This is a genomic window from Streptomyces incanus, from assembly GCF_042656345.1.
In the GTDB taxonomy this organism is placed as follows: domain Bacteria; phylum Actinomycetota; class Actinomycetes; order Streptomycetales; family Streptomycetaceae; genus Streptomyces; species Streptomyces incanus.
Window position 1 is genome coordinate 42945 of the sequence record NZ_JBHSPC010000011.1, and the last position, 26788, is coordinate 69732.

General features: G+C 70.8%; 21 protein-coding genes and 1 pseudogene. 14 read left to right on the plus strand and 8 right to left on the minus strand.

Annotation, left to right across the window (positions count from 1 at the left end):
• Positions 1 to 64 precede the first annotated feature (64 nt).
• On the minus strand, positions 65 to 1246 hold the full coding sequence (locus ACFP2V_RS03030) for a PP2C family protein-serine/threonine phosphatase (protein WP_381204902.1): 1182 nt from the start codon (positions 1244 to 1246) through the stop codon (positions 65 to 67).
• Between the two features lie 471 nt (positions 1247 to 1717).
• Between ACFP2V_RS03030 and ACFP2V_RS03035 the strand changes: the two genes are divergently transcribed.
• From ACFP2V_RS03035 to ACFP2V_RS03045, 3 genes are all read left to right on the plus strand, one after another.
• Entirely contained in the window at positions 1718 to 2161 is a 444-nt protein-coding gene (locus ACFP2V_RS03035) for a hypothetical protein (RefSeq protein ID WP_381204904.1), read from the plus strand.
• A 607-nt stretch (positions 2162 to 2768) separates the two neighbouring features.
• Entirely contained in the window at positions 2769 to 3725 is a 957-nt protein-coding gene (locus ACFP2V_RS03040; RefSeq protein WP_381205131.1) for a hypothetical protein, read from the plus strand.
• A 46-nt stretch (positions 3726 to 3771) separates the two neighbouring features.
• Entirely contained in the window at positions 3772 to 4782 is a 1011-nt protein-coding gene (locus ACFP2V_RS03045; RefSeq protein WP_381204906.1) for an endonuclease/exonuclease/phosphatase family protein, read from the plus strand.
• Between the two features lie 150 nt (positions 4783 to 4932).
• On the opposite strand, the gene ACFP2V_RS03050 is transcribed toward ACFP2V_RS03045, so the two are convergent.
• On the minus strand, positions 4933 to 7029 hold the full coding sequence (locus ACFP2V_RS03050; protein WP_381204908.1) for a PhoX family protein: 2097 nt from the start codon (positions 7027 to 7029) through the stop codon (positions 4933 to 4935).
• Positions 7030 to 7284: 255 nt separating this feature from the next.
• Between ACFP2V_RS03050 and ACFP2V_RS03055 the strand changes: the two genes are divergently transcribed.
• The 3 genes from ACFP2V_RS03055 (at position 7285) to ACFP2V_RS03065 (ending at position 11442) form a co-directional block, all read left to right on the plus strand.
• Entirely contained in the window at positions 7285 to 9105 is a 1821-nt protein-coding gene (locus ACFP2V_RS03055) for a VWA domain-containing protein (RefSeq protein ID WP_381204910.1), read from the plus strand.
• A gap of 142 nt (positions 9106 to 9247) precedes the next feature.
• Positions 9248 to 10975, plus strand: coding sequence for a methionine--tRNA ligase (metG, locus tag ACFP2V_RS03060; RefSeq protein WP_381204912.1), 1728 nt, complete (start codon positions 9248 to 9250; stop codon positions 10973 to 10975).
• A 101-nt stretch (positions 10976 to 11076) separates the two neighbouring features.
• Positions 11077 to 11442 (plus strand): PH domain-containing protein, encoded by a 366-nt coding sequence (locus ACFP2V_RS03065; protein WP_381204914.1) that lies wholly within the window; start codon positions 11077 to 11079, stop codon positions 11440 to 11442.
• A 112-nt stretch (positions 11443 to 11554) separates the two neighbouring features.
• Here the strand turns inward: ACFP2V_RS03065 and ACFP2V_RS03070 are convergent, their stop codons facing one another.
• Both ACFP2V_RS03070 and ACFP2V_RS03075 read right to left on the minus strand, forming a co-directional pair.
• On the minus strand, positions 11555 to 11764 hold the full coding sequence (locus tag ACFP2V_RS03070; RefSeq protein WP_381204916.1) for a DUF397 domain-containing protein: 210 nt from the start codon (positions 11762 to 11764) through the stop codon (positions 11555 to 11557).
• Positions 11761 to 12636, minus strand: coding sequence for a helix-turn-helix domain-containing protein (locus tag ACFP2V_RS03075; RefSeq protein WP_381204918.1), 876 nt, complete (start codon positions 12634 to 12636; stop codon positions 11761 to 11763). The genes ACFP2V_RS03070 and ACFP2V_RS03075 overlap by 4 nt, the downstream gene beginning before the upstream one ends.
• 153 nt (positions 12637 to 12789) lie before the next feature.
• Between ACFP2V_RS03075 and ACFP2V_RS03080 the strand changes: the two genes are divergently transcribed.
• From ACFP2V_RS03080 to ACFP2V_RS03100, 5 genes and pseudogenes are all read left to right on the plus strand, one after another.
• Positions 12790 to 13221, plus strand: a complete 432-nt coding sequence (locus tag ACFP2V_RS03080; RefSeq protein ID WP_381204920.1) for an ATP-binding protein — start codon at positions 12790 to 12792, stop codon at positions 13219 to 13221.
• A 291-nt stretch (positions 13222 to 13512) separates the two neighbouring features.
• Positions 13513 to 14462, plus strand: a pseudogene (locus ACFP2V_RS03085) (helix-turn-helix domain-containing protein).
• A gap of 89 nt (positions 14463 to 14551) precedes the next feature.
• Positions 14552 to 14899 (plus strand): hypothetical protein, encoded by a 348-nt coding sequence (locus tag ACFP2V_RS03090; RefSeq protein ID WP_381204923.1) that lies wholly within the window; start codon positions 14552 to 14554, stop codon positions 14897 to 14899.
• Positions 14896 to 15153, plus strand: coding sequence for a hypothetical protein (locus ACFP2V_RS03095; protein WP_381204925.1), 258 nt, complete (start codon positions 14896 to 14898; stop codon positions 15151 to 15153). Before ACFP2V_RS03090 ends, ACFP2V_RS03095 begins: the two co-directional genes overlap by 4 nt.
• Before the next feature lie 119 nt (positions 15154 to 15272).
• Positions 15273 to 15512, plus strand: a complete 240-nt coding sequence (locus ACFP2V_RS03100) for a hypothetical protein (RefSeq protein WP_381204927.1) — start codon at positions 15273 to 15275, stop codon at positions 15510 to 15512.
• A 233-nt stretch (positions 15513 to 15745) separates the two neighbouring features.
• Here ACFP2V_RS03100 and aspS read toward each other — a convergent pair whose 3' ends face one another.
• On the minus strand, positions 15746 to 17509 hold the full coding sequence (gene aspS / locus ACFP2V_RS03105) for an aspartate--tRNA ligase (RefSeq protein ID WP_381204929.1): 1764 nt from the start codon (positions 17507 to 17509) through the stop codon (positions 15746 to 15748).
• A gap of 156 nt (positions 17510 to 17665) precedes the next feature.
• On the opposite strand from aspS, the gene ACFP2V_RS03110 reads away from it, so the two are divergent.
• Positions 17666 to 19885, plus strand: coding sequence for a SpoIIE family protein phosphatase (locus ACFP2V_RS03110; RefSeq protein WP_381204931.1), 2220 nt, complete (start codon positions 17666 to 17668; stop codon positions 19883 to 19885).
• Positions 19886 to 19891: 6 nt separating this feature from the next.
• On the opposite strand, the gene ACFP2V_RS03115 is transcribed toward ACFP2V_RS03110, so the two are convergent.
• The 3 genes from ACFP2V_RS03115 to ACFP2V_RS03125 all read right to left on the minus strand — a co-directional run bounded on the left by ACFP2V_RS03115 (position 19892) and on the right by ACFP2V_RS03125 (position 22833).
• The gene (locus ACFP2V_RS03115) at positions 19892 to 20983 is read right to left on the minus strand and encodes an AI-2E family transporter (RefSeq protein ID WP_381204933.1); all 1092 of its coding nucleotides are present in this window, start codon (positions 20981 to 20983) and stop codon (positions 19892 to 19894) included.
• A 179-nt stretch (positions 20984 to 21162) separates the two neighbouring features.
• Positions 21163 to 22143 (minus strand): pirin family protein, encoded by a 981-nt coding sequence (locus ACFP2V_RS03120; protein WP_381204935.1) that lies wholly within the window; start codon positions 22141 to 22143, stop codon positions 21163 to 21165.
• Positions 22144 to 22329: 186 nt separating this feature from the next.
• Positions 22330 to 22833 carry an SseB family protein gene (locus ACFP2V_RS03125; RefSeq protein WP_381204937.1) on the minus strand — a complete coding sequence of 168 codons (504 nt, stop codon included), beginning with the start codon at positions 22831 to 22833 and terminating at the stop codon, positions 22330 to 22332.
• Positions 22834 to 23113: 280 nt separating this feature from the next.
• Between ACFP2V_RS03125 and ACFP2V_RS03130 the strand changes: the two genes are divergently transcribed.
• Positions 23114 to 24940, plus strand: a complete 1827-nt coding sequence (locus ACFP2V_RS03130; RefSeq protein ID WP_381205134.1) for an acyl-CoA dehydrogenase — start codon at positions 23114 to 23116, stop codon at positions 24938 to 24940.
• Between the two features lie 487 nt (positions 24941 to 25427).
• Positions 25428 to 26750: a M18 family aminopeptidase gene (locus tag ACFP2V_RS03135; protein ID WP_381205137.1), complete on the plus strand. Its 1323-nt coding sequence runs from the start codon at positions 25428 to 25430 to the stop codon at positions 26748 to 26750.
• The last annotated feature ends 38 nt before the right edge of the window (positions 26751 to 26788 follow it).

Sequence of the window (26788 nt, forward strand, 5' to 3'; positions counted from 1 at the left end):
GATCACCATCCAGAGCAGCACCGTAACCGCTGCGGCTCCACCACGGGGCCTCGGATCAATGAACTTACCCCTTCGGGGCGTTCGCCCCCGGGCCGCGGATCCGGCGCACCGCGAAGACGGTGGTGTCGTCGTTCAGGTGACCGCCGCTGTGCCGGAGCGTCCCGTCCCGTACGGCGGCGGCCAGCCGGGCCGGTTCGGCGGCGCGTGGGTCCCGTGCGACCGTCCGCGCCAGTTCCTCGACGAGCGGGTAGAACGCCCCGCCGGCGTCCCGCGCCTCGGTCACCCCGTCGGTGACCAGCAGCAGCGTCTCGTCGGCGGCCAGCGGCAGCCGGTGCACGCGCACCGGAGCGGGGTCCAGTTCGCGCAGCCCCAGCGGAAGCCCGCCGGTCACCGGCAGCGGCCGTACGCCCGCGGGGCCGACGGCCAGCGGCGGTTCGTGACCGAAGACCACGGCCTCCACCGTGCCGGGGCCCACCGTACCGGGACCCGCGGCGTCGGCTCGCCCGGTGTCGGGTCGCCCGGTGTCGGGCTGGTCCGCGTCCGCCGGGAAGCCCAGCAGCACGGCGGTGGCGAAGCGGTCGCCGTCGGCCCGGCCGAGGGCCGCGGTGTAGCTCCGGTGCCGGAGCATCCGCTCCTCCAGCCGTTCGGCCACGGTCGCCAACTCCGGCTCGTAGTAGCCCGCCTCGCGGAACGTGCCGAGCAGTGCCGCCGCCGTCTCCACCGCGCCCAGCCCCTTGCCCTGCACGTCCCCGACCAGGACCCGGGTGCCGTACGGGCCTGGCTGAATGTCGTAGAAGTCGCCGCCGACCCGGGCACCGGCGTCCGCGGTGAGATAGACGCCGGCGTTCTCCAGACCGCCCCAGGACGGCGGAAGGGGGCGCAGCACCGTACGGCGGACCGTGTCGGCGACGTCCCGCATGTGCAGCGCGCGGTTCTCGCCGCGCACCCGGACCCCGCACGCCAGCGTTGCCAGCACACCTCCGGTGGCGACGAGGATGAAATCGGGCACACCCGTCTGGAACTCGTGCGGCCAGCCATGGTCCACGATCGTGAAGGTGCCTATCGAGAGCACTGCGAACACGGCTGTGCCCGGCACCCCGCAGATCGCGGCCGCGATGCCCGGCACCAGCACGATCCAGGAGATGATCCGGAACTCGCCGGTGGTGTGGTAGTCGATCGCCGCGATGGCGATCAGCAGCAGAAGCGGCGGCACCCAGGCGACACTGCGCCCCCGCACCTGCAGCATTGCGTGCCGGTACACGACGTCCCGGCGGCCGGCCCGGGGGTACCGCCGGATGAGCGTGCCGAGTCCCCTGCTGCCCTGGCCCACCGCCCCAGCGAAGCACGCGGGCGCACGGCCCGCATCCGGTCGGCCGGATTACGGGACGGGACGACGGGACCGGGGTCGAAGGCGGGAGGGGATCCGGGACGGGCGGGTGGGGGGTCGAAGGCGGGACGGAATCCTGAACGGGGCGGGTGGGGCCGAAGGCGGGACGGGATACAGGACAGGTGCGGGATCGGCGGCGAGACAGATCCGGGACGGATGCGGGCCGGGCCCCAGGGCGGGATGCAGGGCGGGTGCGGGCCGGGACTCGGGCCGGATCCATGGCGGGGTTCGGGGTGGGACGCGGAACGAGTTCGGGTGGCCGAGTTGCCGGCCACCCCGCACAGGTGTGCGCTGGAGGCGGGGGCGAGGCGAGGCGAGAGGAGTGCGCTCATGACTCATGCGGCACCCAGAACCCAGCTCATGCCCGGGCGGCAGCCGGACAGAACCCGCTTCTTCGGCGAACGGGCCCACGTCGTCGGAAAGCTGGCGGTGTCCGTCGTCCTCGGACTCGTCTACGGCTACTGGGCGGCGGCCAACCGGCGCGACGGCGGCCCCATCACCGGCTGGAACCTCCTGTTCGGGTTCCTCAGCGCACTGGTGTTCGCCGTCCTGTGCATGGCTCTGCTGAGCGTCGCGCCGAAGCTGCGGCGCGAGGTGCACGCCGTGTTGTGGGGCGCGTTCTCCGGTGCCGCGGTCGGCTTCCTGTTCAACCAGACCAACCTGAGCGTGCTGCAGTCGACCGGGCTGGGACTGGCGATCGCGGCAGGCGTCTTCGTCTCCATGTTCTACCGGTACTACACGCACGAGGACGCGCAGGGCCACCACATCGAGTGACACGGTCGTTCCTCCGGCCCGACGGACGCAGGGCGCAGGGCGCAGGACCCCGGGGACCGGCCCTGGGCGCTCCGGGGCCTCGGACCTCAGGTCTCGGATCTCAGGGTCCCGGGTCCTCCGGGGTCCTCGGACCTCGAAGCCTCCGGGGCCTCGGGTCCTCGAGTCCTCAGGTCCTCGAGTCCTCGAGTCCTCGAGTCTCGGGTCCGCCGAGATCCTCCGGGTCCTCGGATCTCAGGGTCCCGGGTCCTCGGGTCCCCGAACCTCGAAGCCTCCGAGGCCTCGGGCTCTCGGGTCCTCGGGCTCTCGGGTCCTCGGGTCCTCGGGTCCTCGGGTCCGCCGAGATCCTCCGGTTCCTCGGGTCTCAGATCCTCGGAGCCCCGGGTCCTCGGGGCCGCTGAGACCCTCCGGGGCCTCGGAGCCCCCGGGTCCTCGGGCTTCCGGTCTCGGAGCCTCCGGGCCTCCAGGTGGTCTCGGTACTCCGGATGCCCGCCCTGCGCTCGCGTGTACGTCTCCCCGCGCCTTGGCTGAAGGGGTGCCGCCCCACGTCGTACCGCTGGAACCACCGGAACCGCCGGAACCGCCCCGCCGCGAGCGGACGCCCGCCCGGCTGCGCAACGCCCTGTCGGCGGCGCTCGTCGCCCTGGCGTGTCTGCTCGTGCCCTGTGGCGCGCTCGCGGCCTGGGTGGTGCACGGGCTGGCCGACACCGGACGGTACGTCGGCACCATGGCGCCGCTGTCCGCCGACCCCGCCGTGCGCGACGCGGTCGCCGACGCCGTCGGGGACGGGGTCGTACAGGAGCTGGACGCGGGGTCGGCGCGCGACCTGCTCGAGCCGTTCGTACGGGACGCCATCCGCTCGTTCACCCGTACCGAGGCGTTCGGCACCGTGTGGGAGGTGGGCAACCGGGCCGTCCACGACGCGGTCCTGCACGCCCTGCGCGACGGCCGGGCGGACCCCGGCCCGGTCACCGTCGACCTCGCGCCCGTCACCGTCGAGGTGAAGCGGCAACTCGTCGCCGACCGTATGCCGTTCGCCGACCGCATTCCGGTCGAGCACACCCGGGTCGCGGTGGTGCGGGCCGGGGAGACCGCCGGGCTCCGGACGGGGTACCGGCTGCTGGCCGCCGCGGCCTTCTGGATGCCCCTCGCGGCCGTCGTCCTGGCCGTCGCCGGGATCGCCGTCGCCGTCCACCGCCGTCGCGCGCTCACCGCGACCGGGCTCGGTATCGCCCTGGGCGGCGGCCTGCTCGCCGTCGCCGTCGCGGTCGCCCGCCGGCTCACCCTGGCCGACGTGCCCGAGCCGGTCCACCGCCCCGCGGCGGGCGTCATCTACGACGCCCTCACCGCCACGCTGCGCACCGCGTCCTGGACGCTGCTCGCCCTGGGCCTGGCGGTGGCCCTCGCCTGCCTGCTGACCGGACTCCGCGGGCGCGGGCCCGCGGTACGGCGTTCGCGGAGGCCGCGGGCAAAGACCCGGACCACCGTTGCCGAGGCGTCGTCACCGGCCTGTGACGAGGCGCGGAACGGATCGCCGCAACCTCCCGTCGCCGGCCCTCGTCTTTGAGGGAGGATCTCCACGGATCGATCCACCGCGAGCGGAAGGCCGGACGTTGGACACTGCGATTGCCGAGACGGCCGAGTGGGCGGAGGCCGGGGAAGGGGCCGGCCGCCGCAGCGGAAAGCGGCGGTTCGGCGGCTGGTCGGCGGCACTGCTCTTCGCCGGGGTGAGCGTGATCGTCGGCTGCCGGGCCGTCGGCACCGACGCGGTCACCCCCGTGCCCCAGCTGCTCGCGTTCCTGCCCTGGCTCCTCGTGCCGACCGCCCTCGGGCTGCTGTTCACCCTGCTCGCCCGATGGTGGACCGGAGCGGTCTGGGGCGTCGTCCTGCTCGGGCTGCTGGCCTGGTTCATCGAGCCGTACGGGAAGACCGGCGCACCCGCCGGGCCGTCCGTCGCCGAGTTCCGGGTGATGACGTCCAACGTCGAGTTCGGCCGGGCCACCGACGGGCTGGTCGACGCCGTGCGCCGGCTGAAGCCGGACGTGGTGTTCGTCCAGGAGTGCGAGCACACCTGCGACGCGCTGCTGCGGCGGGAACTGACGACGGACTATCCACACCGCCGGGCCGTGGCGGGCGGCGGTTCCGAGGGCTCCGTCATCCTCAGCCGCTTCCCGCTCAGGGGCACCGACGGCGTCCCCGGCACCATGGGCATGCCCGGCGCCGTCGCCGACGTCGACGGGCATGCCGTACGGCTCCAGCTCGCCCACCCCATGCCCCCGGTCCCCGGCCAGGTGGACGTCTGGGAGCGGGAGCTCGGCGGACTGCGCGACGTCGCCACCGCGGACCCGACGGCCCCGATGGTGTTCGCCGGGGACTTCAACGCCTCCCAGGACCACGCCGCCTTCCGGCGCCTCCTCGACTCCGGGCTCAGCGACGCCGCCCGGCTGGGCGGCGCCCACCGGGTCCCGACCTGGCCGGCCAGGACCATGCCGACGTTCGGCGCCCAGATCGACCATGTGCTGGTGTCCCGGCAGTTCGCCGCGGACCGGCCCCGCTTCCTCGACCTCGCCGGCACCGACCACCGCACCCTGGTCGTCGACCTCGCGCTGCGCCGCGACGGCTGACCTCGGGCCGGCGCCTCGCCGCACCCGGATACGGCGGATGGGGTGCGGACGCCCCGCAGGGAGCCCGCACCCCATCCTTGACCGAACCCGAACCCGAACCCGAACCCGAACCCGAACCCGTGTCGGTGTCGGTGCCCTTGTTCGTAGAGGTCAGACGCCGATGTCGCGGCCGTCGGTGCGCCACACGGCGACCACGGCGGGCCGGGGGTACGTGCCGGGTCCGTCGGGCCAGGTGCTGCCCGGGTTCTCCACCGACGCGCCGTCCACCTCACCGGGGTGCTGCACGGCGACGAGCACCCGCCGGTCCTGGACGATCGGACCGCAGGTCTCCGCGCCCTTCGGCACGGTGAGGAACTGCTTCAGCTCACCGCGGCGGTCACCGCGGGTGGCGACACCGAAGAGCCCGTCGTGCGAGCCGAGGGCGGCACCGTCGGTGGAGATCCACAGGTTGCCGTGGTCGTCGAAGGCGACGTTGTCCGGGCAGGAGATGGGGCTCACGGAGTCCTTCGGGAAGCCGGCGAAGTACGTCGCCGGGTCCTGCGGGTCGCCCGCGACCAGGAACAGCGACCAGGCGAACCGGGTGCTCTCCGGCCGGTTCCACTGCTCGGTCAGTTCGAGGACGTGGCCGTGCTTGTTGGCGTTGCGCGGGTTGGCCTCGTCCGCCTTGGGGTTCGAACCGACACCGCGGTTGGTGTTGTTGGTCAGGGCGACATAGACCTTGCCGGTGACCGGGTTGGGCTCGACGTCCTCGGGGCGGTCCATCTTGGTGGCGCCCACCTTGTCGCCGGCGAGCCGCGTGAAGACGAAGACCTCCTCGGCGGTCATGCCGTCGACGTGCGAGACGGCGCCCTTGGCGGTGGCGGTGGCCAGCGGGATCCACTGGCCACCGCCGTCGAACTCGCCGTCCTTCGGGAGCTTGCCGGTGCCGTCGATCTCGATGGCGGGCGAGTCGCCGGTGATCCGGGCGACGTAGAGCGTGCCCTCGTCCAGCAGCGTGAGGTTGTGCTCGCGCGCGGAGCGGCTGTTGCCCTGCCGCATCCGCTTGCTGCCGACGAACTTGTAGAGGTAGTCGAACCGCTCGTCGTCGCCGGAGTACACGACCGGGCGGCCGTCGTGCGTCAGGCGCACGGTCGCGCCCTCGTGCTTGAAACGGCCGAGCGCGGTGCGCTTGCGCGGGACGGAGTCAGGGTCGTACGGGTCGAGTTCGACGACGTAGCCGAACCGGTGCGCCTCGTTGGGCTCCTGGGCGAGGTCGAACCGCTTGTCGAACCGCTCCCACTTGCGCTCGGTGGCGCCGGTGCCGATGCCGTACCGCTTGTCGGTCGTGCGGCTGCTGTTGGCGAAGTACTGGTTGAAGTTCTCCTCGCCGTGCAGGGTCGTGCCCCACGGGGTGGTGCCGCCGGCGCAGTTGTTGAGGGTGCCGAGCACCTTGCGGCCGGTCGGGTCGGCGGAGGTCTTCACCAGGTCGGACCCGGCGACGGGGCCGGTCAGCCGGAACTCGGAGGTGGCGGTGAGCCGCCGGTTGAGGTGGTGCCGGGTGACGGGCGTGAGCTTGCCGCTCTTGCGGTCCTCCTCGACGACGACGATGCCCAGGCCGTGCGCGGCCCAGCCGATCTCCACCTGCTCGCGGGTGGGGTTGTCGGCGTCGTAGCCGCGGAACATCAGGACCTCGTCGGTGTACTCGTGGTTGGCCACGAGCAGCTGCCGGCCGCGCTCGCCCTTGAGGGGGAGCAGCGCGAGGAAGTCGATGTTGTACCCGAACTGCCCGGCCTGCGCCTTGGCCGTCTGGTTCTCCGGGTCGAAGGCGGGCGCGCCGCGCAGGATGGGCTCACCCCAGCGGATGACGACGTTCTGGCCGTAGCCCTCCGGCACGGTGACGGCGTCGGCGGTGTTGGGCGCGACAGGCGTGAAGCGCAGACCGCGGGCGCCCTTCGGCTTCTGGTTCCCCTGGCCGTGCCCCTTACCGGGGCTTCCCTTGCCGGCGACGGGGGCGGCCTGGGCCTCGGGAGCACCGGCGAGGCTGACCGCGCCGGCACCGGCCGCGACAACCGTGACAGCGGCGGCGGCCCGCATCATCGACCGGCGGCTGAGGGCGTCGGAGATGACGTCGCCGACGTATGCGTTGGAACTGGTGTTGGGCACCTCGTGGAAGCAGGCGTCACCACACCGGAAACGGCAGGTCATGGCGGACCGGCCGCCGGGGTGCGAACCGGACGGCGTCCCGATCAACGGAAGCAGCTTGCGCACGTGTTCTCTCCTTGGGTACCCGGGGTGTCAGCGTGACCATAGGGGCACATACGTGCGGCAGCCGGGCGCCGGAGTGAACGGAGAGTGAACCTGCGGCAGCGCGAAGGGAGTTACCTGCTTCACTGCAGTCCGGCCCACAGGGGCCGAATGGCACCCTTGACACCCTGCCCAAGATCACCCACAAGGGCCGCTAACCTTACGTGTCCGTCCTGGCCAGGGATTGACGGGCTACAACTCACGCGAAGGGTTGCGCACATGGGCATTCTCACTCTCCTGCGGAACGCGTTCGGCCGGTCACGCAAAGCAAGCACGGCAGAGGTGGAGGGTGCGACGCCGGTCGCCGAAACGGACGGTGCGGAACAAACCGCCCGCCCGGACGCCGCGACCGCGGCCACCCCGACGCCGCCCGAGCCGGCCACCGAGTCCACGGCGGCCGCGGCTTCGGCCTCCCGGCTCCCGTCCCCCTCCCCCGAACCGACGCCGCAGGTCACCAAGGCCTCCGTCCCGGAACCCCGGGTCGAGGAACACGACCTCGTCTCAGCGGCCTTCAACGACGCAACGCCCCCCACCCCCGACCCGGAGCCGGCCCCCGAGCCCGCGGCCGAGAAGCCCGAGCCGAAGCCGGCACCCACCCCCGACGCTCCGCAGCCCGAGCCCGAGACAGCCCTCGAGCCGAAGGCAGAAACAACGACGACACCCACCCCCGAGCCCGACACCACCCCCGAGGCCGAGCCGAAGCCGGTGGCCGAGGCCGAGCCCGAGCCCGAAGCCGAGCCGGTGGCCGAGGCCGAGCCCGAGCCCGAAGCCGAGCCGGTGGCCGAGGCCGCCCCGAAGGCCAAGGCCGAGCCGCAGCCAGTAGCCAAGGCCGAAGCCGAGCCCGACACCACCCCCGAGGCCAAGCCGAAGCCGGTGGCCCAGCCCGAGGCCGAGGCCGCTCCGAAGACCGAGGCCGAAGCCGAGCCGATGGCCGAAGCCGCCCCGAAGGCCGAGCCCGAGGCCGAAGCCGAGCCCGAGGCCGAAGCCGAGCCCGAGGCCGAGGCCGACACCACCCCCGAGGCCAAGCCACAGCCGGTGGCCCAGCCCGAGGCCGACACCACCCCCGAGGCCGAAGCCGCCCCGAAGGCCGAGCCCGAGGCCGAAGCCGAGCCGGTGGCCGAGGCTGCACCAGAGCCGACGCCGGAACCCGCGGCCGAGGCCATCCCGGAGACAGAGCCGGAGCCGGAGGCCCAGCCCGCAGCCGCGACGACGCCGAAGGTGGAGACGGAGGCGAAGGCGGAGGCGACCCCGGAACCTCAGCCCGCGGCCGCCGACGGCGAGGACACCCCACAGGGGCCACCCGCACCCGACGACGAAACCCGCACGGGCGGTGCGGGCGGGAACACCACCGAGGCCGAAGGCGAAGCCGAGGCCGACGCCAACCCCACCACCCCCCTCAAAACGCCGGAGGCGCTCCGCACTGCCTACGACGCCGCGGGCCAGGCCCTCGCGGAGCGCGGCCTCGCCGACACCCGCGCCAAGGTCTACCTCGTTCTCGACCGCTCCGCGTCGATGCGCCCGTACTACAAGGACGGCTCCGCACAGGCCCTCGCCGAGCAGACCCTCGCTCTCGCGGCCCACCTCGCCACGGACCCCGAGTCCGTCACGGTCAAGGTCGTCTTCTTCTCCACCGAGGTCGACGGAACCGGCGAGCTGACCCTCGCCGACCACGAGGACAAGATCGACACCCTGCACGCGTCCCTCGGCCGTATGGGCCGGACCAGCTATCACGCGGCCGTGGCCGAGGTCCTCGCCCTGCACGACAAGGCGGCGCCCGGCACGCCCGCCCTGGTGGTCTTCCAGACGGACGGCGCCCCCGACGCGAAGACCCCCGCGACCCAGGCCCTCACGGAGGCCGCGAAGACCCACTCCTCCGTCTTCTTCTCGTTCGTCGCCTTCGGGGATCCGGACAACAAGGCGTTCGACTACCTCCGCAAGCTGAAAATGCCGAACACGGCCCACTTCCTCGCCGGCGAGTCCCCCCTGGAGCTCACCGACAAGGAGCTCTACGAGGCCGTACTGAAGTCCTGGCGCCCCTGACCCGGGCCTCGGCACCACGGCGACAGCCCTCACGCACTCCCGCGCCGCCCGCTTCTCAGTCCATAAAACGAGAAGCGGGCGGCGCACCCGTGTCGGCTACGATTTGGAGGTTCCGTACGTTTCAACCTGGGAGCAGCCCCCGATGGCTCGACACCTCATCACCAGCGCCCTTCCGTACATCAACGGGATCAAGCACCTGGGCAACATGGTGGGGTCCATGCTCCCGGCGGACGTCTACTCCCGTTATCTGCGCCAGCGCGGCCACGACGTCCTGTACATCTGCGCGACGGACGAGCACGGCACCCCGGCCGAGCTGGCCGCGAAGGAGCAGGGCCTGCCCGTCGACGTGTTCTGCGCACAGGCGCACGACGCGCAGAAGGCGGTCTACGACGGCTTCGACCTCGCCTTCGACCACTTCGGCCGCAGTTCGTCGCCGCAGAACGTCGAGATCACCCAGCACTTCGCCCGCCGTCTCCACGAGAACGGTTTCATCGAGGAGCGCTCGATCCGGCAGGTCTACAGCCCGGCCGACGGCCGCTTCCTCCCGGACCGCTATGTGGAGGGCACCTGCCCCCACTGCGGCTACGACAAGGCCCGCGGCGACCAGTGCGAGAACTGCACGCGCGTACTGGACCCGACCGACCTGCTCGACCCGCGTTCGGCGATCTCCGGCTCCACGGACCTGGAGGTCCGCGAGACCAAGCACCTCTTCCTCCTCCAGTCGAAGCTCCAGCACGAGGTCGAGGAATGGGTCGCCCGGCACGAGGAGGAGTGGCCTCATCTGGCGGCCTCCATCGCCCGCAAGTGGCTGACCGAGGGCCTGCACGACCGTTCGATCACCCGCGACCTGGACTGGGGCGTCCCGGTGCCGGCCGACACCTGGCCGGAGCTGGCGGCCGAGGGTAAGGTCTTCTACGTCTGGTTCGACGCCCCGATCGAGTACATCGCCGCGACGAAGGAGTGGGCGGACTCCGCGCCCGACGGTGAGACGCGCGACTGGCGGTCGTGGTGGTACGAGGCGGACGACACCGTCCGCTACACGGAGTTCATGGCGAAGGACAACGTCCCGTTCCACACGGTGATGTTCCCGGCCACCCAGCTGGGTGTCCGCGAGCCGTGGAAGAAGGTCGACTACGTCAAGGCCTTCAACTGGCTGACGTACTACGGCGGCAAGTTCTCCACCTCCCAGAAGCGCGGTGTCTTCACCGACCAGGCGCTGGACATCCTCCCGGCCGACTACTGGCGGTACTTCCTCATCGCCAACGCGCCCGAGTCGGACGACTCGTCCTTCACCTGGGAGCACTTCACCGCCACGGTGAACAAGGACCTGGCCGACACCCTCGGCAACTTCGTCAACCGCGTCCTGTCCTTCTCCAAGAAGCGCTTCGGCGAGGAGGTCCCGGCGGGCGGCGAGCCCGGCGAGGCCGAGACCCGGCTCGGGGAGGAGATCGCGTCGCTCCTCGCGGAGTACGAGTCCCAGATGGAGGCGAAGCAGTTCCGCAAGGCGGCGGCCGCGCTGCGCGCCCTGTGGTCCGCGGGCAACTCCTACCTGGAGGAGAAGGCTCCCTGGCTGGAGATCAAGACCGACAAGGACGGCGCCGCCCTCACCCTGCGTACGGCGATGAACCTGATCCGCCTGTACGCGGTCGTGTCGGAGCCGTTCATCCCGGCGACGTCGGCGGCGATGCGCCAGGTCTTCTCCCTCGCCGATGACACCGCGGCCTGGGTCTCCGCCGAGGAGGCCCGCGCCCTCACCTCCGTCCCCGCCGGCACGCCCTTCACCGTCCCGCCGGTCCTCTTCGCCAAGCTGACGGACGACGACCTGGACGCGTACAAGGAGCGCTTCGGCGGCGAGCCCGAGTCCGCGTAACGACCCCGCACCACCGACGTCAGGGCCCGGGAACAGAGGTTCCCGGGCCCTGACGCGTCCGTTAGCTTCGCGGTACGACCACGTCACGCAGGGGAGCGCTCATGGCACTGTTCGGTAACGCGCACAGCATCAACCCGGCGGAGGCGCAGCAGGAGTACGCCCGCCTCCTGGGCCACGGCGAGCAGGTGCACGCCGCCTACCTGCTGATCCGCGACACCATCCTCTTCACCGACCGCCGGCTGATCCTGATCGACAAGCAGGGCATCACCGGCAAGAAGACCGAGTACCACTCGATCCCGTACCGCAGCATCACCCACTTCGCCGTCGAGACCGCCGGCCACTTCGACCTCGACGCCGAACTGAAGATCTGGATCTCGGGCACCCCGGCCCCGGTGGAGAAGACCTTCACCAAGGGCGTCGACATCTACGAGGTCCAGGCCATCCTCACCCAGTTCGTGGCCCGCTGACCCGCACGGCACCCACCGCGACCACCACCGCGAGCGCGAGCACGACCACCGCCGGAGCGGAGCGACCCCGCTCCCGGTGACAACCAGGGGTGGGGCGCGTGCCGTCGCCGAGTCAGCGTCCCGAGGTGTACGCCACGAAGTCCGCCCATGCGCCGGGCGTGAGCACCAGCCGGGGGCCCTCGACGTCCTTGGAGTCGCGGACGTGCACGGTGCCGGGGGTGAGAGCAAGCTCGATGCAGGAGTTGCCATCGGGGCCGTCGCTGTAACTGCTCTTGAACCAGGCCAGTTCAGAAGCGTCCCCGGCAGAAGCCTTGCGGATCATGTTTCTCCCAGCACTTGCTCGATGAGGGCCAGCGACTCCCGTGGGGTGAGAGCCTGCGCACGGATGGTCCCATAGCGCAGCTCAAGGATCCGCAGCTGCTTCGGGTCCGAAGTCGGCCGACCGTTGAACGCACCGTCGGAACGACCCGCCGCCGTACCGTCGGCGAACTTCAGTACCTCGATCCTGCCGTCCAACCCGGGGTGAGCTCCCGCGCCGGTAGGCATCACCTGCAACGTAACGTTGCGCAACCGCCCCACCTCCAATAGGTGTTCGAGCTGCTGTCGCCACACCATTGTGCCCCCAACGCGCCGACACAGCGTCGCCTCTTCCAGGACGAAGCTGAGAGCCGGAGCGGGAGACCGTTCGAAGATCGACTTTCGGGCCATCCGAGCAGCTACCAGGCTCTCCGCCTCGTCCTTCGAGTATGGCGGCTGCCATGCGTCGAACAGCGCACGCGCATGTTCTGGTGTCTGCAACAGCCCGTGGATGCTGAGCCCGACGTACACCCCAAGCTCAACCGCCTTGGCCTCCAGTTGCGCCAGCGCCCGCACACTCTTCGGGTACCGGACCCTCTTCACGTCCTCCCAGGCCGCCGCGACGAGCCCACCCGCGTTCAACACCTCGTCGGCCCTGTCCAGGTACTCCTGCTGGGGAATCCGCTTCCCGCCCTCGACCTTGTAGACCAGGTCGTCCCCGTATCCGACCGCCGCCGCGAAGTCGACGACCCGCATCCCCACGGCCTCCCGCCGCAGCCTCAACTGCCTTCCCACCGTGGCGAGAACGGCCACACCCCACTCGTCGTCCGGGTCCACCTCCCACCCCGGTTCGTCCGCCTCGGTCCGGAGCCGTACCGCCTCGCCGTCCACCGACATACCGCACTCCCCTGTCGTACCGCCGTGCCGCAACACCCTTGCCCGCAGGCCGGTTTCCGACGGTCCGGACAGCGGCCGACAAGCTCCGACAGTCACCCTACGTGTCGGGGCTGTCACTGTTCACGGTAAGCGCGCCCGGCCACTCTCGGTCACGTGAACAGCGAAAAGACCACCCACCTTGTGTCGGCCACCGACCCCTTCAGCGTGCTCCTGTCACCCACGCCCCGCGGCGCCCGCCTCGCCCGGCTGCTCGCCACGGACTGGATGCGCGACCGCGACCTGCCCCACCGCGTCGCGGAGGCCGCCGAACACCTCGTCGCCGAACTCGCCGCGAACGCGGCCACCCACGGCCGGCTCGCCGGACGCGACTTCCGCCTCGCCCTCCTGGACCGCGACGGGACCCTCCACATCAAGGTCACGGACACCCGCGGTGACGACCTCCCGAGCCGCCGCGTGCCCGCCCCCGACGCCGAGTCCGGACGCGGCCTGCTCCTCGTCGAGGCCCTCGCCGACCGCTGGGGCGTGGATCTCGGACCGGTCCCCCGCAAGACCGTATGGGCGGAACTCGATCTACCGCCGTCCTGACCATCGGAAACATCACCGGCACCGGACCCCGGCCGGGTGTGTTCCGGTGCCGTCGGCCGTCTTCCCCAAGGACCACGGGAGAGAAAGAAACCCCACCAAGCCCCACCCCTCCCGCCCACGGCGCACGCTCACTCGCGCGAGTGAACATCACCGACTGAACTGGATATGTGACGGGTTGCCTGCCCTACGCTCAGCGCAGCACGGCACACATCCTCAGACATGCAAACGGCCCCCGCCGGGACTGGCATCCCACTGCGAGGGCCTGACCACCAAGGAAGAGCGACCTTCCCGATGGACACCCAAAACACTAGCGTGCGCCCGCACGCCCAGTCCCGTGACAGCGGGAAAAACCACCCCTCTCCCACCGCGCCCGCGCGAAGGGGCACCCCGGTGGCGTTGCCCACGACAACTCCCGCCACACCGACCGCTTCACGGTGATCGGCAACCACCTCGCCCAGCACCCGGACCTCTCCCTGCTGGCGATCGGACTGGCCTGCCACATCCAGTCCCTGCCCACCGGCGCCGCCGCCGACATCAAGACCCTGGCCGCCCGTTTCCCCGAGGGTCCGACCCGGATCGCCGCCGCCCTGCGCGAGCTGGAGACCCACGGCTACCTGCGCCGCACCCGCGAACGCACCCCGACCGGCCGGATCGTCACCCGCACCGTCTCCTGCAACCAGCCCGGCCGACGCGGCGCCCCGTCCGAAACGAGTGAGGCGCCCACACCCCCGGCCCGCCGCGCGGCCACCGCCCCGCAGCGGGAACCCGCACGCCGCCGCGCCCTCCCCGCCGTACCGAAGCCCTCGTACACCTCCCCCGACCTCCTCCAGGCGGCCACCGACGTCCTCGCCGGCCTGCGCCGCGAGGACCCCCGCCTGCTGCTCTCCGCCACCGACGCCGAACACCTCGCCCCCGGCGTCGCCGCCTGGCTGGAACGGGACCTGACCCCCACCGCCGTCCGCAAGGCCCTGGCCGGCAACCTGCCGCTGGAACCCCTGGTCCGCCCGGCCGCCTTCCTGGCCCACCGCCTGACGGCCAAGCTGCCGCCCCTCCCGCCGTTCCGCGCCCCCGAGCCGCCACCGGCCGTCCGACACCCCCTCCGCAACTGCGACACCTGCGACCACGCCTACCGCGGCCCCGACACCCACCACTGCCAGGGCTGCGCCTCGGTGGGTGTCGGTTCCGGTGCCCCCCACACCGGAACCGACGAGCCGTCCCTCGTTGAACAGGGCCGACCGTGACAGGCCGCTCGCGACCTGCCCGGTTCCCGGTCCGGCTCCTCCGCGGCCCCGTCCGGATACCCTGGCCAGGGCACCCTGTGGAGGACACCATGAGTACTCAGGCCGATCACGGACACGAGCTGATCCCACGTCCCGAGCAGACTCCTGACGCCCTGCGCACGGCTCTCGCCGTGGTCGATCCGGGGCGCCTGGACGAGATGCAGGCCACAAAAGACGACGCCTTCACCAAAGCCGTGGAGTGGCAGTCCCTGAGCCCCGTGCGGAGCTGGGTCCTCACCTGGGCCCGAGACATCGAGATCGCCCGGCGCCCTGCTCTGTCCTCCCGCTTCGCGCAGGCCCAGAGCAGGCTGGAGCACGAGAATCCCGCCATCGCCGAGGAGGCTCTGCGGGAGCTGAGCGCAGTCCTGGACGAAGCCATGAAAGCAGTGCGCGGTTGAGCTGGAAGTGGGAGTACGCCTTCGGTGCGGAGGAAACCGCCCGCACCGCGCCCGCCGAGTTCCTCGCCGGTGTGAAGAGGAAGGCGGACGAGCTGGTCAGAGCCGCCGAAGCCGTCCACATTCACGGCCGGGCCCACGAGGGCATCGACCCGAAGGGCGGCGACGTCATCGTCCCCGGCGGCATGTTCAGATACCAGGTCGTCGTACGCAGCGAACGTGTCTACATCGTCCAGATCACCTACCTCGGGTACTGAAATCAAGGACGACCGCTCTGCGGGACACGCCGCAGAGCATCACCGACCCGATCATCGAACTCGTCACACAAGGCCTGGGCGAGCACCCGGCCGCACAGCTGTGGAGGAAACTGGTGGCCGTGGACCTCTCCTTTTACAAGTCGCCCCTCTCCGAGGAAATCCGCGACGAGGGCCGGGCCGAGGGCGCGGCACGACGCGCCGCCGAGGACGTCCTGGAGATCCTGGAAGTGCGCGGCATCAGCGTCCCCGAAGCGGTCCGGGAACGCATCACCGGCTGTGGTGACCCCGAGATCCTGCGCCAGTGGCACCGCCGTGCCGTCACGGCCCCGACGGCCGCAGAGATCTTTGAGGACGAGTAGTTGATCGGGTTCCGCACGGAAGTCCGTACCCGTTGTCGGTGACCGCCCCCTGATCCGGCCCCGTGACCCAGCAACCTCTCGCCGGCCGCCGAGTAGCTGAGCAGCTGAGCCACCGAGCAGCTGAGCAGCCGCCATGAGTCCGGTGATGAAGGCCCGGCTGCGAAGGGGTCCGGAAGCATACGAAGGGGCCCGGAAGCGTTCGATGCTTCCGGGCCCCTTCGCTGCCGTGCGGGTTACTTCGCCTGCGGCTTGCGCACCGTCAGGTGCAGTTCCTTCAGGCGGGCCTCGTCCAGCTCCGTCGGGGCGCCCATCATCAGGTCCTGGGCGTTGCCGTTGAGCGGGAAGGCGATGGTCTCGCGGATGTTGGGCTCGTCGGCGAGGAGCATGACGATGCGGTCGACGCCGGGCGCGATGCCGCCGTGCGGCGGGGCGCCGAAGCGGAAGGCGCGCAGCATGCCGGCGAACTTGTCCTCGACCGTCTCACGGTCGTAGCCCGCGATCTCGAAGGCCTTGATCATGATGTCCGGCTCGTGGTTCCGGATCGCGCCCGAGGACAGCTCGACGCCGTTGCACACGATGTCGTACTGCCAGCCCAGGATGTCCAGCGGGTCCTGGGTCTGAAGAGCCTCCAGGCCGCCCTGCGGCATCGAGAAGGGGTTGTGCGAGAAGTCGATCCGCCCCGTCTCCTCGTCCTTCTCGTACATCGGGAAGTCGACGATCCAGCAGAAGCGGAAGACGTCCTCCTCGAACTGGCCGGCCCGCTTCGCGGCCTCGACCCGGACGGCGCCCATGATCTTGGAGACCTCGTCGAACTCACCCGCGCCGAAGAACACCGCGTGGCCGGGGGCGAGGGACAGCCGTTTGGTCAGCTCCGCGACGTTCGCCTCGGTCAGGAACTTCGCGATCGGGCCGGTCAGCGAGCCGCTCTCGGCCACCCGCACCCACGCCAGGCCCTTGGCGCCCTGCGAGACCGCGTAGTCACCGAGCTGGTCGAAGAACTTGCGCGGCTGACCGGAGACGTCCGGCACCGGCAGCGCGCGCACGTGCTTGCCGGCGAACGCCTTGAACTCCGAGCCCTCGAAGACGTCGGTGATGTCGGCGAGCTCCAGCTTGGCGCGCAGGTCCGGCTTGTCGGAGCCGTACTTCAGCATCGCCTCGCGGAACGGGATCCGCGGGAACGGCGAGGTGACGTGCCGCCCCTTGCCGAACTCCTCGAAGAGCTCGGTCATGAGCTTCTCGATGGGCTGGAAGACGTCCTCCTGCTCGACGAAGCTCATCTCCACGTCGAGCTGGTAGAACTCGCCCGGAGAGCGGTCCGCGCGGGCGTCCTCGTCGCGGAAGCAGGGCGCGATCTGGAAGTAGCGGTCGAACCCGGAGACCATCAGCAGCTGCTTGAACTGCTGCGGAGCCTGCGGCAGCGCGTAGAACTTGCCCGCGTTGAGGCGCGACGGGACGACGAAGTCGCGGGCGCCCTCGGGGGAGGTGGCGCTGAGGATCGGCGTCGCCATCTCGTTGAAGCCCAGCGCCGTCATCTTGTGGCGGATGGCCGAGATCACCGACGTGCGCAGCAGGATGTTGCGGTGCATGCGCTCGCGGCGCAGGTCCAGGAAGCGGTACTCCAGGCGCCGCTCCTCGTTGACCCCGTCCTCGGCGTTGATCGTGAAGGGGAGCGGAGCCGCCGCACCCAGCACCTCGACCTCGCCGACCTCGACCTCGACCTCACCGGTCGGCAGCTCGGGGTTGACGTTCTCCGTACCGCGGGAGACGACCTTGCCGTCGATCCGGACGACGGTCTCCTTGGAGAGCCGGTCCAGGGCCTCGTAGGCGGGCGTGCCGGGACGGGCCACGAGCTGCGTGATGCCGTAGTGATCGCGCAGATCGATGAAGAGGATGCCGCCCAGGTCGCGCCGATTGTGCAGCCAGCCGCTCAACCGGACGTCGGTGCCGACGTCAGAGGCGCGGAGCTCGCCGCAGGTGTGGGACCTGTACCGATGCATCGTCGTTCATCCAGCCTTCGCGGATCGGGGTCTTCGTTTCACGTGAAACTCCCCCAAGCCTACCGGCCGGCCCAAGATCGCTGCCCCAGGATTACCGGCCGGGCCCGCGGAGACCGCCGGTGGCGTTTTCATCCTGAAGCTCCATAAAGTGGGGCAATGCGCACAGGTGAGCCCCTGCCGTCCATGGGGGACGTCCTCGCCCTCCTCGACACCGGCAGATGGCACTGGGACACGGCAGCCGGGCAGGTCACGGTCGACGAGGTGGCGGCACGGCTCCTGGGACTACCCGCCGAGCAGGTCACCCTCACAGAGGCCCAGGTGCGGGCGCGACTGCACCCGGTCGACTGGAACGAGGTCACCGGAGTGGTCCGGCTCGCCGTCACCGAAGGCGCCCTCGCCGAGGCGCGTATCCGGATCATGAACGACCAGGAACGGGTCGTACGGATGGTGCGCAGCCGCTTCAAGCCGACCTTCGACCCTCTGCGGAAGGCGTACCTGCTCACCGGAACCCTTCAGGAGGTCATCGAGCCGGCCCCCGGCACGCCCGCCGCCCGCAGGGCGGTCACCGGCGACTGGCGCCGGTGCCGGGAGGCGTTCCTACTGGACGCGGGCAGGGCGCTGGCCGAGGCGCGGTCGACGCAGGAAGTGCTGCGGGTCACGGCGAACCTCTCGATGCCGGGCTTCTCACCGGACGGACTCGCGGTGTTCGGCGTGGCGGGCGACCGGCTCACCATCATCGGTCACCACGGGCAGGAACCCGACGCCGAGGACGCCTTCTCCATGCCGCTGGACACGGCCTACCCGGCCGCCGAGGTGGTACGGACGGGCCGCGCGGTCTACCTGTCCACCCCGCAGCAGTACCAGGCGCGCTATCCCCTCACCTGGCCGCTCGCCGAACGCTTCGGCCGCCAGTCCTGGGCGTTCCTGCCGCTGACCGTGGCCGGCCGCACGATGGGCACCTGGATGGCGGCCTTCGCCCACCCGGTCGCCTTCACCCCCGAGGAGCGGTCGGTGCTGACCACCGTGGCGCGGATGCTGGCCCAGGCACTGACCCGCGCGGGCACCGCCGAGAACGAACGGGCCCTCACCGACGACCTGCAGCGCTCGATGCTGCCGAGGCTCGGCCCGCAGCGCATCCCCGGAATGAGTCTCGCCGCCCGGTACATCCCCACCGGTGGCGGCCTCCAGGTGGGCGGTGACTGGTACGACGTGATTCCCCTGCCGAACGGACGGTTCGCCCTGGTCATCGGGGATGTGCAGGGCCACGACGTACGGGCCGCCGGGCTCATGGGCCAGTTGCGGATAGCCCTGCGGGCGTACGCCTCGGAAGGGCACCGGCCCGACGCCGTGCTCTCCCGCGCCTCCCGCTTCCTGTACGGGATCAACGAGGTGGACCCCGTCGATCCGCGCTTCGCGACCTGCCTGTACGTGGAGGTCGACCCTGCCGGCGGAGTGCTGGACGTCGCCCGCGCGGGACACTCCGACCCGACGGTCCGCATGCCCGACATGACCGTACTGACCCGGCAGACGGCCGGCGGGCTTCCGCTGGGCATCGCCCCGGACGCCGACTACCCCACCACCGGCATGGTCCTGGAACCCGGCGAGACCCTGCTGGTCTGCACGGACGGTCTGATCGAGACCGGCGGCCATGACCTGGACACGGGCTGGCAACGGCTGCGCGGCATCCTCGAACGCCACGAGGGCACCCTGGAGGAACTGGCGGACGCCCTGGTCCAAGCGGTCCACGGCCCCTCCTCGCACTACACCACCGGCCCCCTGATCGACCGCCGCGAGGACGACATCGCCCTGCTGCTGCTCACCCGGCGGGCCGAGGACCACGGCGCGGGCCGGGACACGGTACGGCCGTCGCTGCGCCGCACCATGCTGACGGTGGATCAGGCCGAGCCGGAGCGGGTCGCGGAGGCCCGGCAGCAACTGCGCGAGCTGCTGCACGACTGGTGCTCGCCGGACCAGGTCGACTCGGCGGTCCTGCTCCTGTCGGAGGTGCTCACCAACGTCCTCGTGCACACCGACGCCGACGCCCTGCTCGAAGCCGAGATCACCGACGGGCCTCAGGGCCGCCGGATACGCATCGAGGTCACCGACGCGGGCGACGACCTCCCGCACCTCCGCACACCGGGCGAGCTGGCGTCCTCCGGCCGCGGCCTGCTCCTGATCGAACTCCTGGCCCACACCTGGGGCGTCGACCCGCGCGGCAAGGGCAAGAGCATCTGGTTCGAGCTGGACGAGTCGGGCACCCCACCGGACAGGGCCGACGGGGCTGCCGCCTCACAGCCCTACGAGGACCGCCCCACCCACAAGGACCGCACGTTCCACCAGGACCGCACGTCCCACGAGAGCCGCACCACCCCGTGAAGGCCCTCACGACGACTCGGGCTCCGGGGGCGACGTCGAGGGCGGTCCCGTCGACGCGGTGTGGCGTTGGCGCAGTTCGTTCAGGACTCCGACGGCCGCCGCCGTCAGCGGTACCGCCATCAGCATGCCGACGATCCCGGCGACCGAGGCGCCCGCGGTGATGGCGAGCATCACGGCCGCCGGATGCATCTGCACGGTGCGGCTCTGGATCACCGGCTGGAGCACATGCCCCTCCAGCAACTGCACCGCGAGCACCACGCCGAGCGCCCACAGCGCGATGACGAACCCCCGGTCGGCCAGCGCCACCAGCACGGCCACCGCCCCGGAGATGAACGCCCCGAGGTAGGGGATGTACGCCCCGACGAAGACCAGCGCGCCCAGTCCGACGGCGCCGGGCACCTTGAGGACGAGCAACCCGACGGTGATGCAGAGGGCATCGATGAGGGCGATGAAGGTGGTCCCGCGCATGAACCCCTCGACCGCTTGGAAGGCCCGGCGGGCCACGGCCACCACCACGTCCCCGGAACCGCGCGGCACCAGCCCGCGCAGGGTGTCGGCGGCGCGGTCGGAATCACGCAGGAAGAAGAACACGAGCAGCAGCGCGAGCACCGCCATGGCGAGCGCCTCGCCCACCACGCTGACCCCACTGATGACACCCGACGCGGCCGTACCGCCGAACTTGGACAGCAGCCCGCGCGCGTTCGCCGCGATGTCGTCCAGCGAGGTACCGGCCGCCCCGAAGTGCCGGGTGAGATCCCGCGCCGCGATCCTGAGCGAGGCGATGATCTGGTCCCCGGAATCGATCAGCGCGGACACCACGATGTACACCGCGCCGCCGACCACGGCGACGACCGCGACACACGTGAGCCCCGCCGACAGGGACCGCTGCACCCCCATCCGCATCAGCCGCCGGTGCAGGGGCCGCAGCAGAGCCGTACCGAGGAGGGCGAGCAGTACGGGGATCACGGCCACCCGGAACTGCACGCACAGCAGTACCCCGATGTAACCGACCCCGCAGGCGAGCAGGATGACGGCACACCAGGCGGCGAAGCGCCGAACGGCGTCGGGCAGCAACGGAGATGACGAGGAGTCCTGCATCGTCTCAGCCGATCACGCCCGGCAGACGCTGTCCAGCCGCCGGCCCGCCCTCGCCCGGCGACCGCGTCGAAAGCGACATGTCGCCTTTGGCCACCGCGCCGGGAACGGCGGGTGGCCCCGTCCGGGATCGGACGGGGCCACCACACACTCGGCCGGTCAGGACTCCCGGGGTCCCCGGGTCAGGACTCCTGCGGGCCCGATGTCGACATGCCGTGCACGGCCGGGACGGAGCCCAGACGGCCCTTCTGGTAGTCGTCGAAGGCCTGCTGGAGCTCCTCGCGGGTGTTCATCACGAACGGGCCGTAATGCGCCATCGGCTCCCGGATCGGCTGTCCGCCGAGCAGGACGACCTCCAGGTCCGGCGTGTTCGCGTCCTGCTTCTCGTCCGCGCGGACGGTCAGCGAGCCACCGGCGCCGAAGACGGCCGTCTGCCCCACGTGGACCGGACGGCGGTCGGTGCCGACCGCGCCGCGGCCGGCCATCACGTAGGCCAGCCCGTTGAAGTCCTCGCGCCAGGGCAGGGTGATCTCGGCACCCGGAGCCAGCGTCGCGTGGACCATCGTGATCGGCGTGTGCGTGATGCCGGGACCCTCGTGACCGTCCAGCTCACCGGCGATGACCCGCAGCAGCGCGCCGCCGTCGGGGGAGGTGAGCAACTGGACGCTGCCGCTGCGGATGTCCTGGTAGCGCGGCGCCATCATCTTGTCCTTGGCCGGCAGGTTCACCCACAGCTGGAGGCCGTGGAAGAGGCCGCCCGACATGACCAGCTGCTCCGGCGGCGCCTCGATGTGCAGCAGCCCGGAACCGGCCGTCATCCACTGGGTGTCGCCGTTGGTGATCGTGCCGCCACCGCCGTTGGAGTCGTGGTGGTCGAAGATCCCGTCGATGATGTAGGTGACGGTCTCGAAGCCGCGGTGCGGGTGCCAGGGCGTGCCCTTGGGCTCGCCCGGCGCATAGTCCACCTCGCCCATCTGGTCCATCATGATGAACGGGTCGAGATGGTGGTAGTTGATCCCGGCGAACGCCCGGCGCACCGGGAAGCCCTCGCCCTCGAAGCCGCTCGGCGCGGTCGTGACGGTGAGCACGGGGCGTGCCACGGCGTCGGCCGAAGCGGTCACACGGGGGAGCGTCAGCGGGTTCTCGACGGTCACTGCAGGCATGTCGGTACCTCTCTCTCGTACGGCCACCTTAGTTGAACGTTGAACTTCATGCCACCCCCAACGGCAGAAGCCCGGAGGGAATTCCCTCCGGGCTCCACAGGTTCCGGGACGGGCGGAGATCACCCACCCGTCACACGACGACGGTGACACCGGCGACGACACGGGGCGTGCCCGCGGCCGGGGCGGCTAGCCATACATGCGCCGCATCGCGAACTCGACCATCTGCTCCACGGCCTTCGCGTCGAACACCATCCGGTGCTCGCCCTCCATGTCCAGCACGAAGCCGTAGCCGGTCGGCAGCAGGTCGATCACCTCGGCACCGGTGATCACGAAGTACTTGGACTCCTTGCCCGCGTACCGCCGCAACTCCTTCAGCGAGGTGAACATCGGGATCACCGGCTGCTGGGTGTTGTGCAGGGCGAGGAACCCCGGGTTGTCGCCGCGCGGGCAGTACACCTTGGACGTCGCGAAGACCTGCTGGAAGTCCTCGGCGGCCACCTGCCCCGTGGTGAAGGCGCGCACCGCGTCCGCGAGCGACGGTGCGGACGGCTCCGGGTACAGCGGCGGCTGCTGCTGTTGTTGCTGCTGCTGCTGCTGCTGCTGCTGCTGCTGCCCATAGCCGCCCGGCATCTGCTGCTGCGGCGGGACATACCCCTGCTGTGCCCCTACGTTCTGGTCGTAGCCGTACATGCGCGCAAGCGTACCGAGAGCACCGGAGGGCCGGGCGGGGTACGGCGGGAACGGCCGGATCATCGACGGTGTGACTGGTCACGACGGGCTTCCGGGACCGTCACGCCCCCGGCTTCCCGGTCCCCCCGGGTGTCGGAGGGCGGATCTCGTCACAGATGGCCGGATCGGGCTTGCTTCTTATTACTGGCGGGTAGCATCATCGTAGCCACTTGTTGGAATGCAAACCTGTGCGAGGAATCAAGTGCCTCGCCGATCTCTCTACGGACCGGGAGCCGTCACCATGGGGCACTACAAGTCCAACCTCCGCGACATCGAGTTCAACCTGTTCGAGGTCCTCGGGCGCGACAAGCTGTACGGCACCGGGCCGTTCGAAGAGATGGACGTCGACACCGCGAAGAGCGTCCTCGAGGAGCTGGCCCGCCTCGCGGAGAACGAGCTGGCCGAGTCCTTCACCGACGCCGACCGCAACCCCCCGGTCTTCGACCCGGAGACCAACACCGCGCCGGTCCCCGCGTCCTTCAAGAAGAGCTACCAGGCCTTCATGGACTCCGAGTACTGGCGGCTCGGCGTGCCCGAGACCGTCGGCGGCACGACGGCTCCCCCGTCGCTGATCTGGGCGTACGCCGAGCTGATCCTGGGCGCCAACCCGGCCGTGTGGATGTACTCCTCCGGCCCCGCCTTCGCCGGGGTCCTCCACGAGGAGGGCAACGACGAGCAGAAGAAGATCGCGCAGCTCGCCGTCGAGCGGCAGTGGGGCTCCACCATGGTCCTCACCGAGCCGGACGCCGGTTCGGACGTGGGCGCCGGCCGCACCAGGGCCGTGCGGCAGGAGGACGGCTCCTGGCACATCGAGGGCGTGAAGCGGTTCATCACCTCGGGTGAGCACGACATGTCGGAGAACATCCTCCACTACGTGCTCGCGCGTCCCGAGGGTGCCGGTCCCGGCACCAAGGGCCTGTCCCTCTTCCTCGTCCCGAAGTACCTCTTCGACGCCGAGAGCGGCGAGCTGGGCGAGCGCAACGGCGTCTACGCGACGAACGTCGAGCACAAGATGGGCCTGAAGGCGTCCAACACCTGCGAGATGACCTTCGGTGACCGGCACCCCGCCAAGGGCTGGCTGATCGGCGACAAGCACGACGGCATCCGCCAGATGTTCCGCATCATCGAGTTCGCCCGCATGATGGTCGGCACGAAGGCGATCTCCACCCTCTCCACCGGCTACCTCAACGCGCTGGAGTACGCCAGGGAGCGCGTCCAGGGACCGGACCTCGCGAACTTCATGGACAAGACCGCGCCCAAGGTCACCATCACCCACCACCCCGACGTGCGCCGCTCGCTGATCACGCAGAAGGCGTACGCGGAGGGCATGCGCGCGCTCGTCCTGCACACCGCCTCGGTGCAGGACACGATCGCGGTCAAGGCGGCCGCGGGCGAGGACACCTCGGCCGAGCACGCGCTCAACGACCTGCTCCTGCCCATCGTCAAGGGCTACGGCTCCGAGAAGGGCTACGAGCAGCTCGCCCAGTCGCTGCAGACCTTCGGCGGCTCCGGCTTCCTGCAGGAGTACCCGATCGAGCAGTACATCCGTGACTCCAAGATCGACACCCTGTACGAGGGCACCACCGCGATCCAGGGCCAGGACTACTTCTTCCGGAAGATCGTCCGCAACCAGGGCGCGGCCCTGAACTCGGTCGCCGAGGACATCAAGGAGTTCCTCGCCCTCGGCACCGGCGGCGAGGAGCTGGCGGGTGCCCGCGAGCACCTGGCCAAGGCCACTGTCGAGCTGGAGGCCATCGTCGGCCTGATGCTCACCGACCTCGCGGCCACCGAGCAGGACGTCAAGAACATCTACAAGGTGGGCCTGAACACCACCCGCCTGCTGATGGCCTCCGGTGACGTGATCGTCGGCCACCTGCTCCTCAAGGGTGCCGCGGTCGCCGTCGAGAAGCTCCAGACGGCCTCCACCAAGGACGTCCCCTTCTACACCGGCAAGATCGCCGCGGCGAAGTTCTTCGCGGCCAACGTCCTGCCCGGCGTCACCCTGGCCCGCAAGGTCGCCGAGAGCGTCGAGCTGGACCTGATGGAGCTGGACGAGGCGGCCTTCTAAGACCTCCCGGACCTCCCGGACCCCCCGGATCTCCCGGACCTCCTGCCACAGATCGCGCGAGACCGGCCGAGAACCACCCGAGAACCGCCCGAGCCCGTACGAGGGCCCGCTTCCGCACAGGGAAGCGGGCCCTCGTCTCGTTAAGGTGAACCTTGGCCTCCTCCCCCTCATGGACGAGGGGGATTCCCACGGCTCGCGCCGTGGGGTTTTCCGCTTCACCGCCGACCGTCCGCCCGGAGAACCCCGTTGAGGTCTTACACCAGCTCCACAGACAGACACCGCCGGCCCGACGGCCGGAAGCGGTACTCGAACGTCCGCTTCACCTACTTCCCGGTTACGCCGACACACCCACATCATCACCCACAGTGAACAAACCTGCGGACAGAGCGCCGGGACCCGCCCCGGCGGCGCATCCCCGTCCCCCGCCCTGCTCCGCAGAGTCCGTTTCCCCTCCGCCCGAAGAGCGGAGTATCCACGGAGGAACATGATGAGCGAACCCTCCCACTTCGACCGCGGCCACACCGACGACCTCATGACCTTCCTCGCCGCCTCCCCCACGCCGTACCACACGGTGGCGAACGCCGCCGAGCGGCTGGAGAAGGCGGGCTTCCGTCAGGTCATGGAAACGGACGCCTGGGACGCCGACACCTCAGCGGCTCCCGGCGCGGGCAGCGGCGGCACGTACGTACTGCGTGGCGGCGCGATCATCGCCTGGTACGTCCCCGAGGGCGCGGCGCCCCACACGCCGTTCCGGATCGTCGGCGCCCACACCGACTCCCCCAACCTGCGGGTGAAGCCGCGGCCCGACACCGGGACGCAGGGCTGGCGACAGGTGGCCGTGGAGATCTACGGCGGTCCGCTGCTCAACTCCTGGCTCGACCGCGACCTCGGCCTGGCCGGCCGGCTGTCCCTGCGGGACGGCTCGACCCGGCTGGTGAACGTCGACCGGCCGCTGCTGCGCGTTCCGCAGCTCGCCATCCACCTGGACCGCTCGGTGAACGCCGACGGCCTCAAGCTCGACAAGCAGCGCCACATGCAGCCGATCTGGGGCCTGGGCGAGGACGTGCGCGACGGCGACCTCATCGCCTTCCTGGAGGACACCGCCGGGGTTCCGTCCGGCGAGGTCACCGGCTGGGACCTGATGGTGCACTCCGTGGAGCCGCCGGCGTACCTGGGCCGCGACAAGGAGCTGCTGGCCGGCCCGCGCATGGACAACCTGCTGTCCGTGCACGCCGGTACGGCCGCGCTGACGGCGGTCGCCGCGACCGGGGCCGGGTTGCCCTACATCCCCGTCCTGGCCGCCTTCGACCACGAGGAGAACGGCTCCCAGTCCGACACCGGTGCGGACGGGCCGCTGCTCGGCGGCGTGCTGGAGCGCTCGGTGTTCGCCCGCGGCGGCTCGTACGAGGACCGGGCGCGCGCCTTCGCCGGCACCGTCTGCCTCTCCTCGGACACCGGTCACGCCGTCCACCCCAACTACGCGGAGCGGCACGACCCGACGCACCACCCGCGCGTCGACGGCGGCCCGATCCTCAAGGTCAACGTCAACAACCGGTACGCGACGGACGGTTCAGGCCGGTCCGTGTTCGCGGCGGCCTGCGAGAAGGCGGGCGTGCCCTTCCAGTCGTTCGTCTCCAACAACTCCATGCCGTGCGGCACCACGATCGGCCCGATCACCGCGGCCCGGCACGGCATCAGGACCGTCGACATCGGTGTGGCCATCCTGTCGATGCACAGCGCGCGCGAACTGTGCGGCGCGAAGGACCCGTTCCTCCTGGCGAACGCGCTGACGGCGTTCCTGGAGGGATAAGGGCGCCTGCTCCCGGTCACCAGCCGCATGCGTCGGGG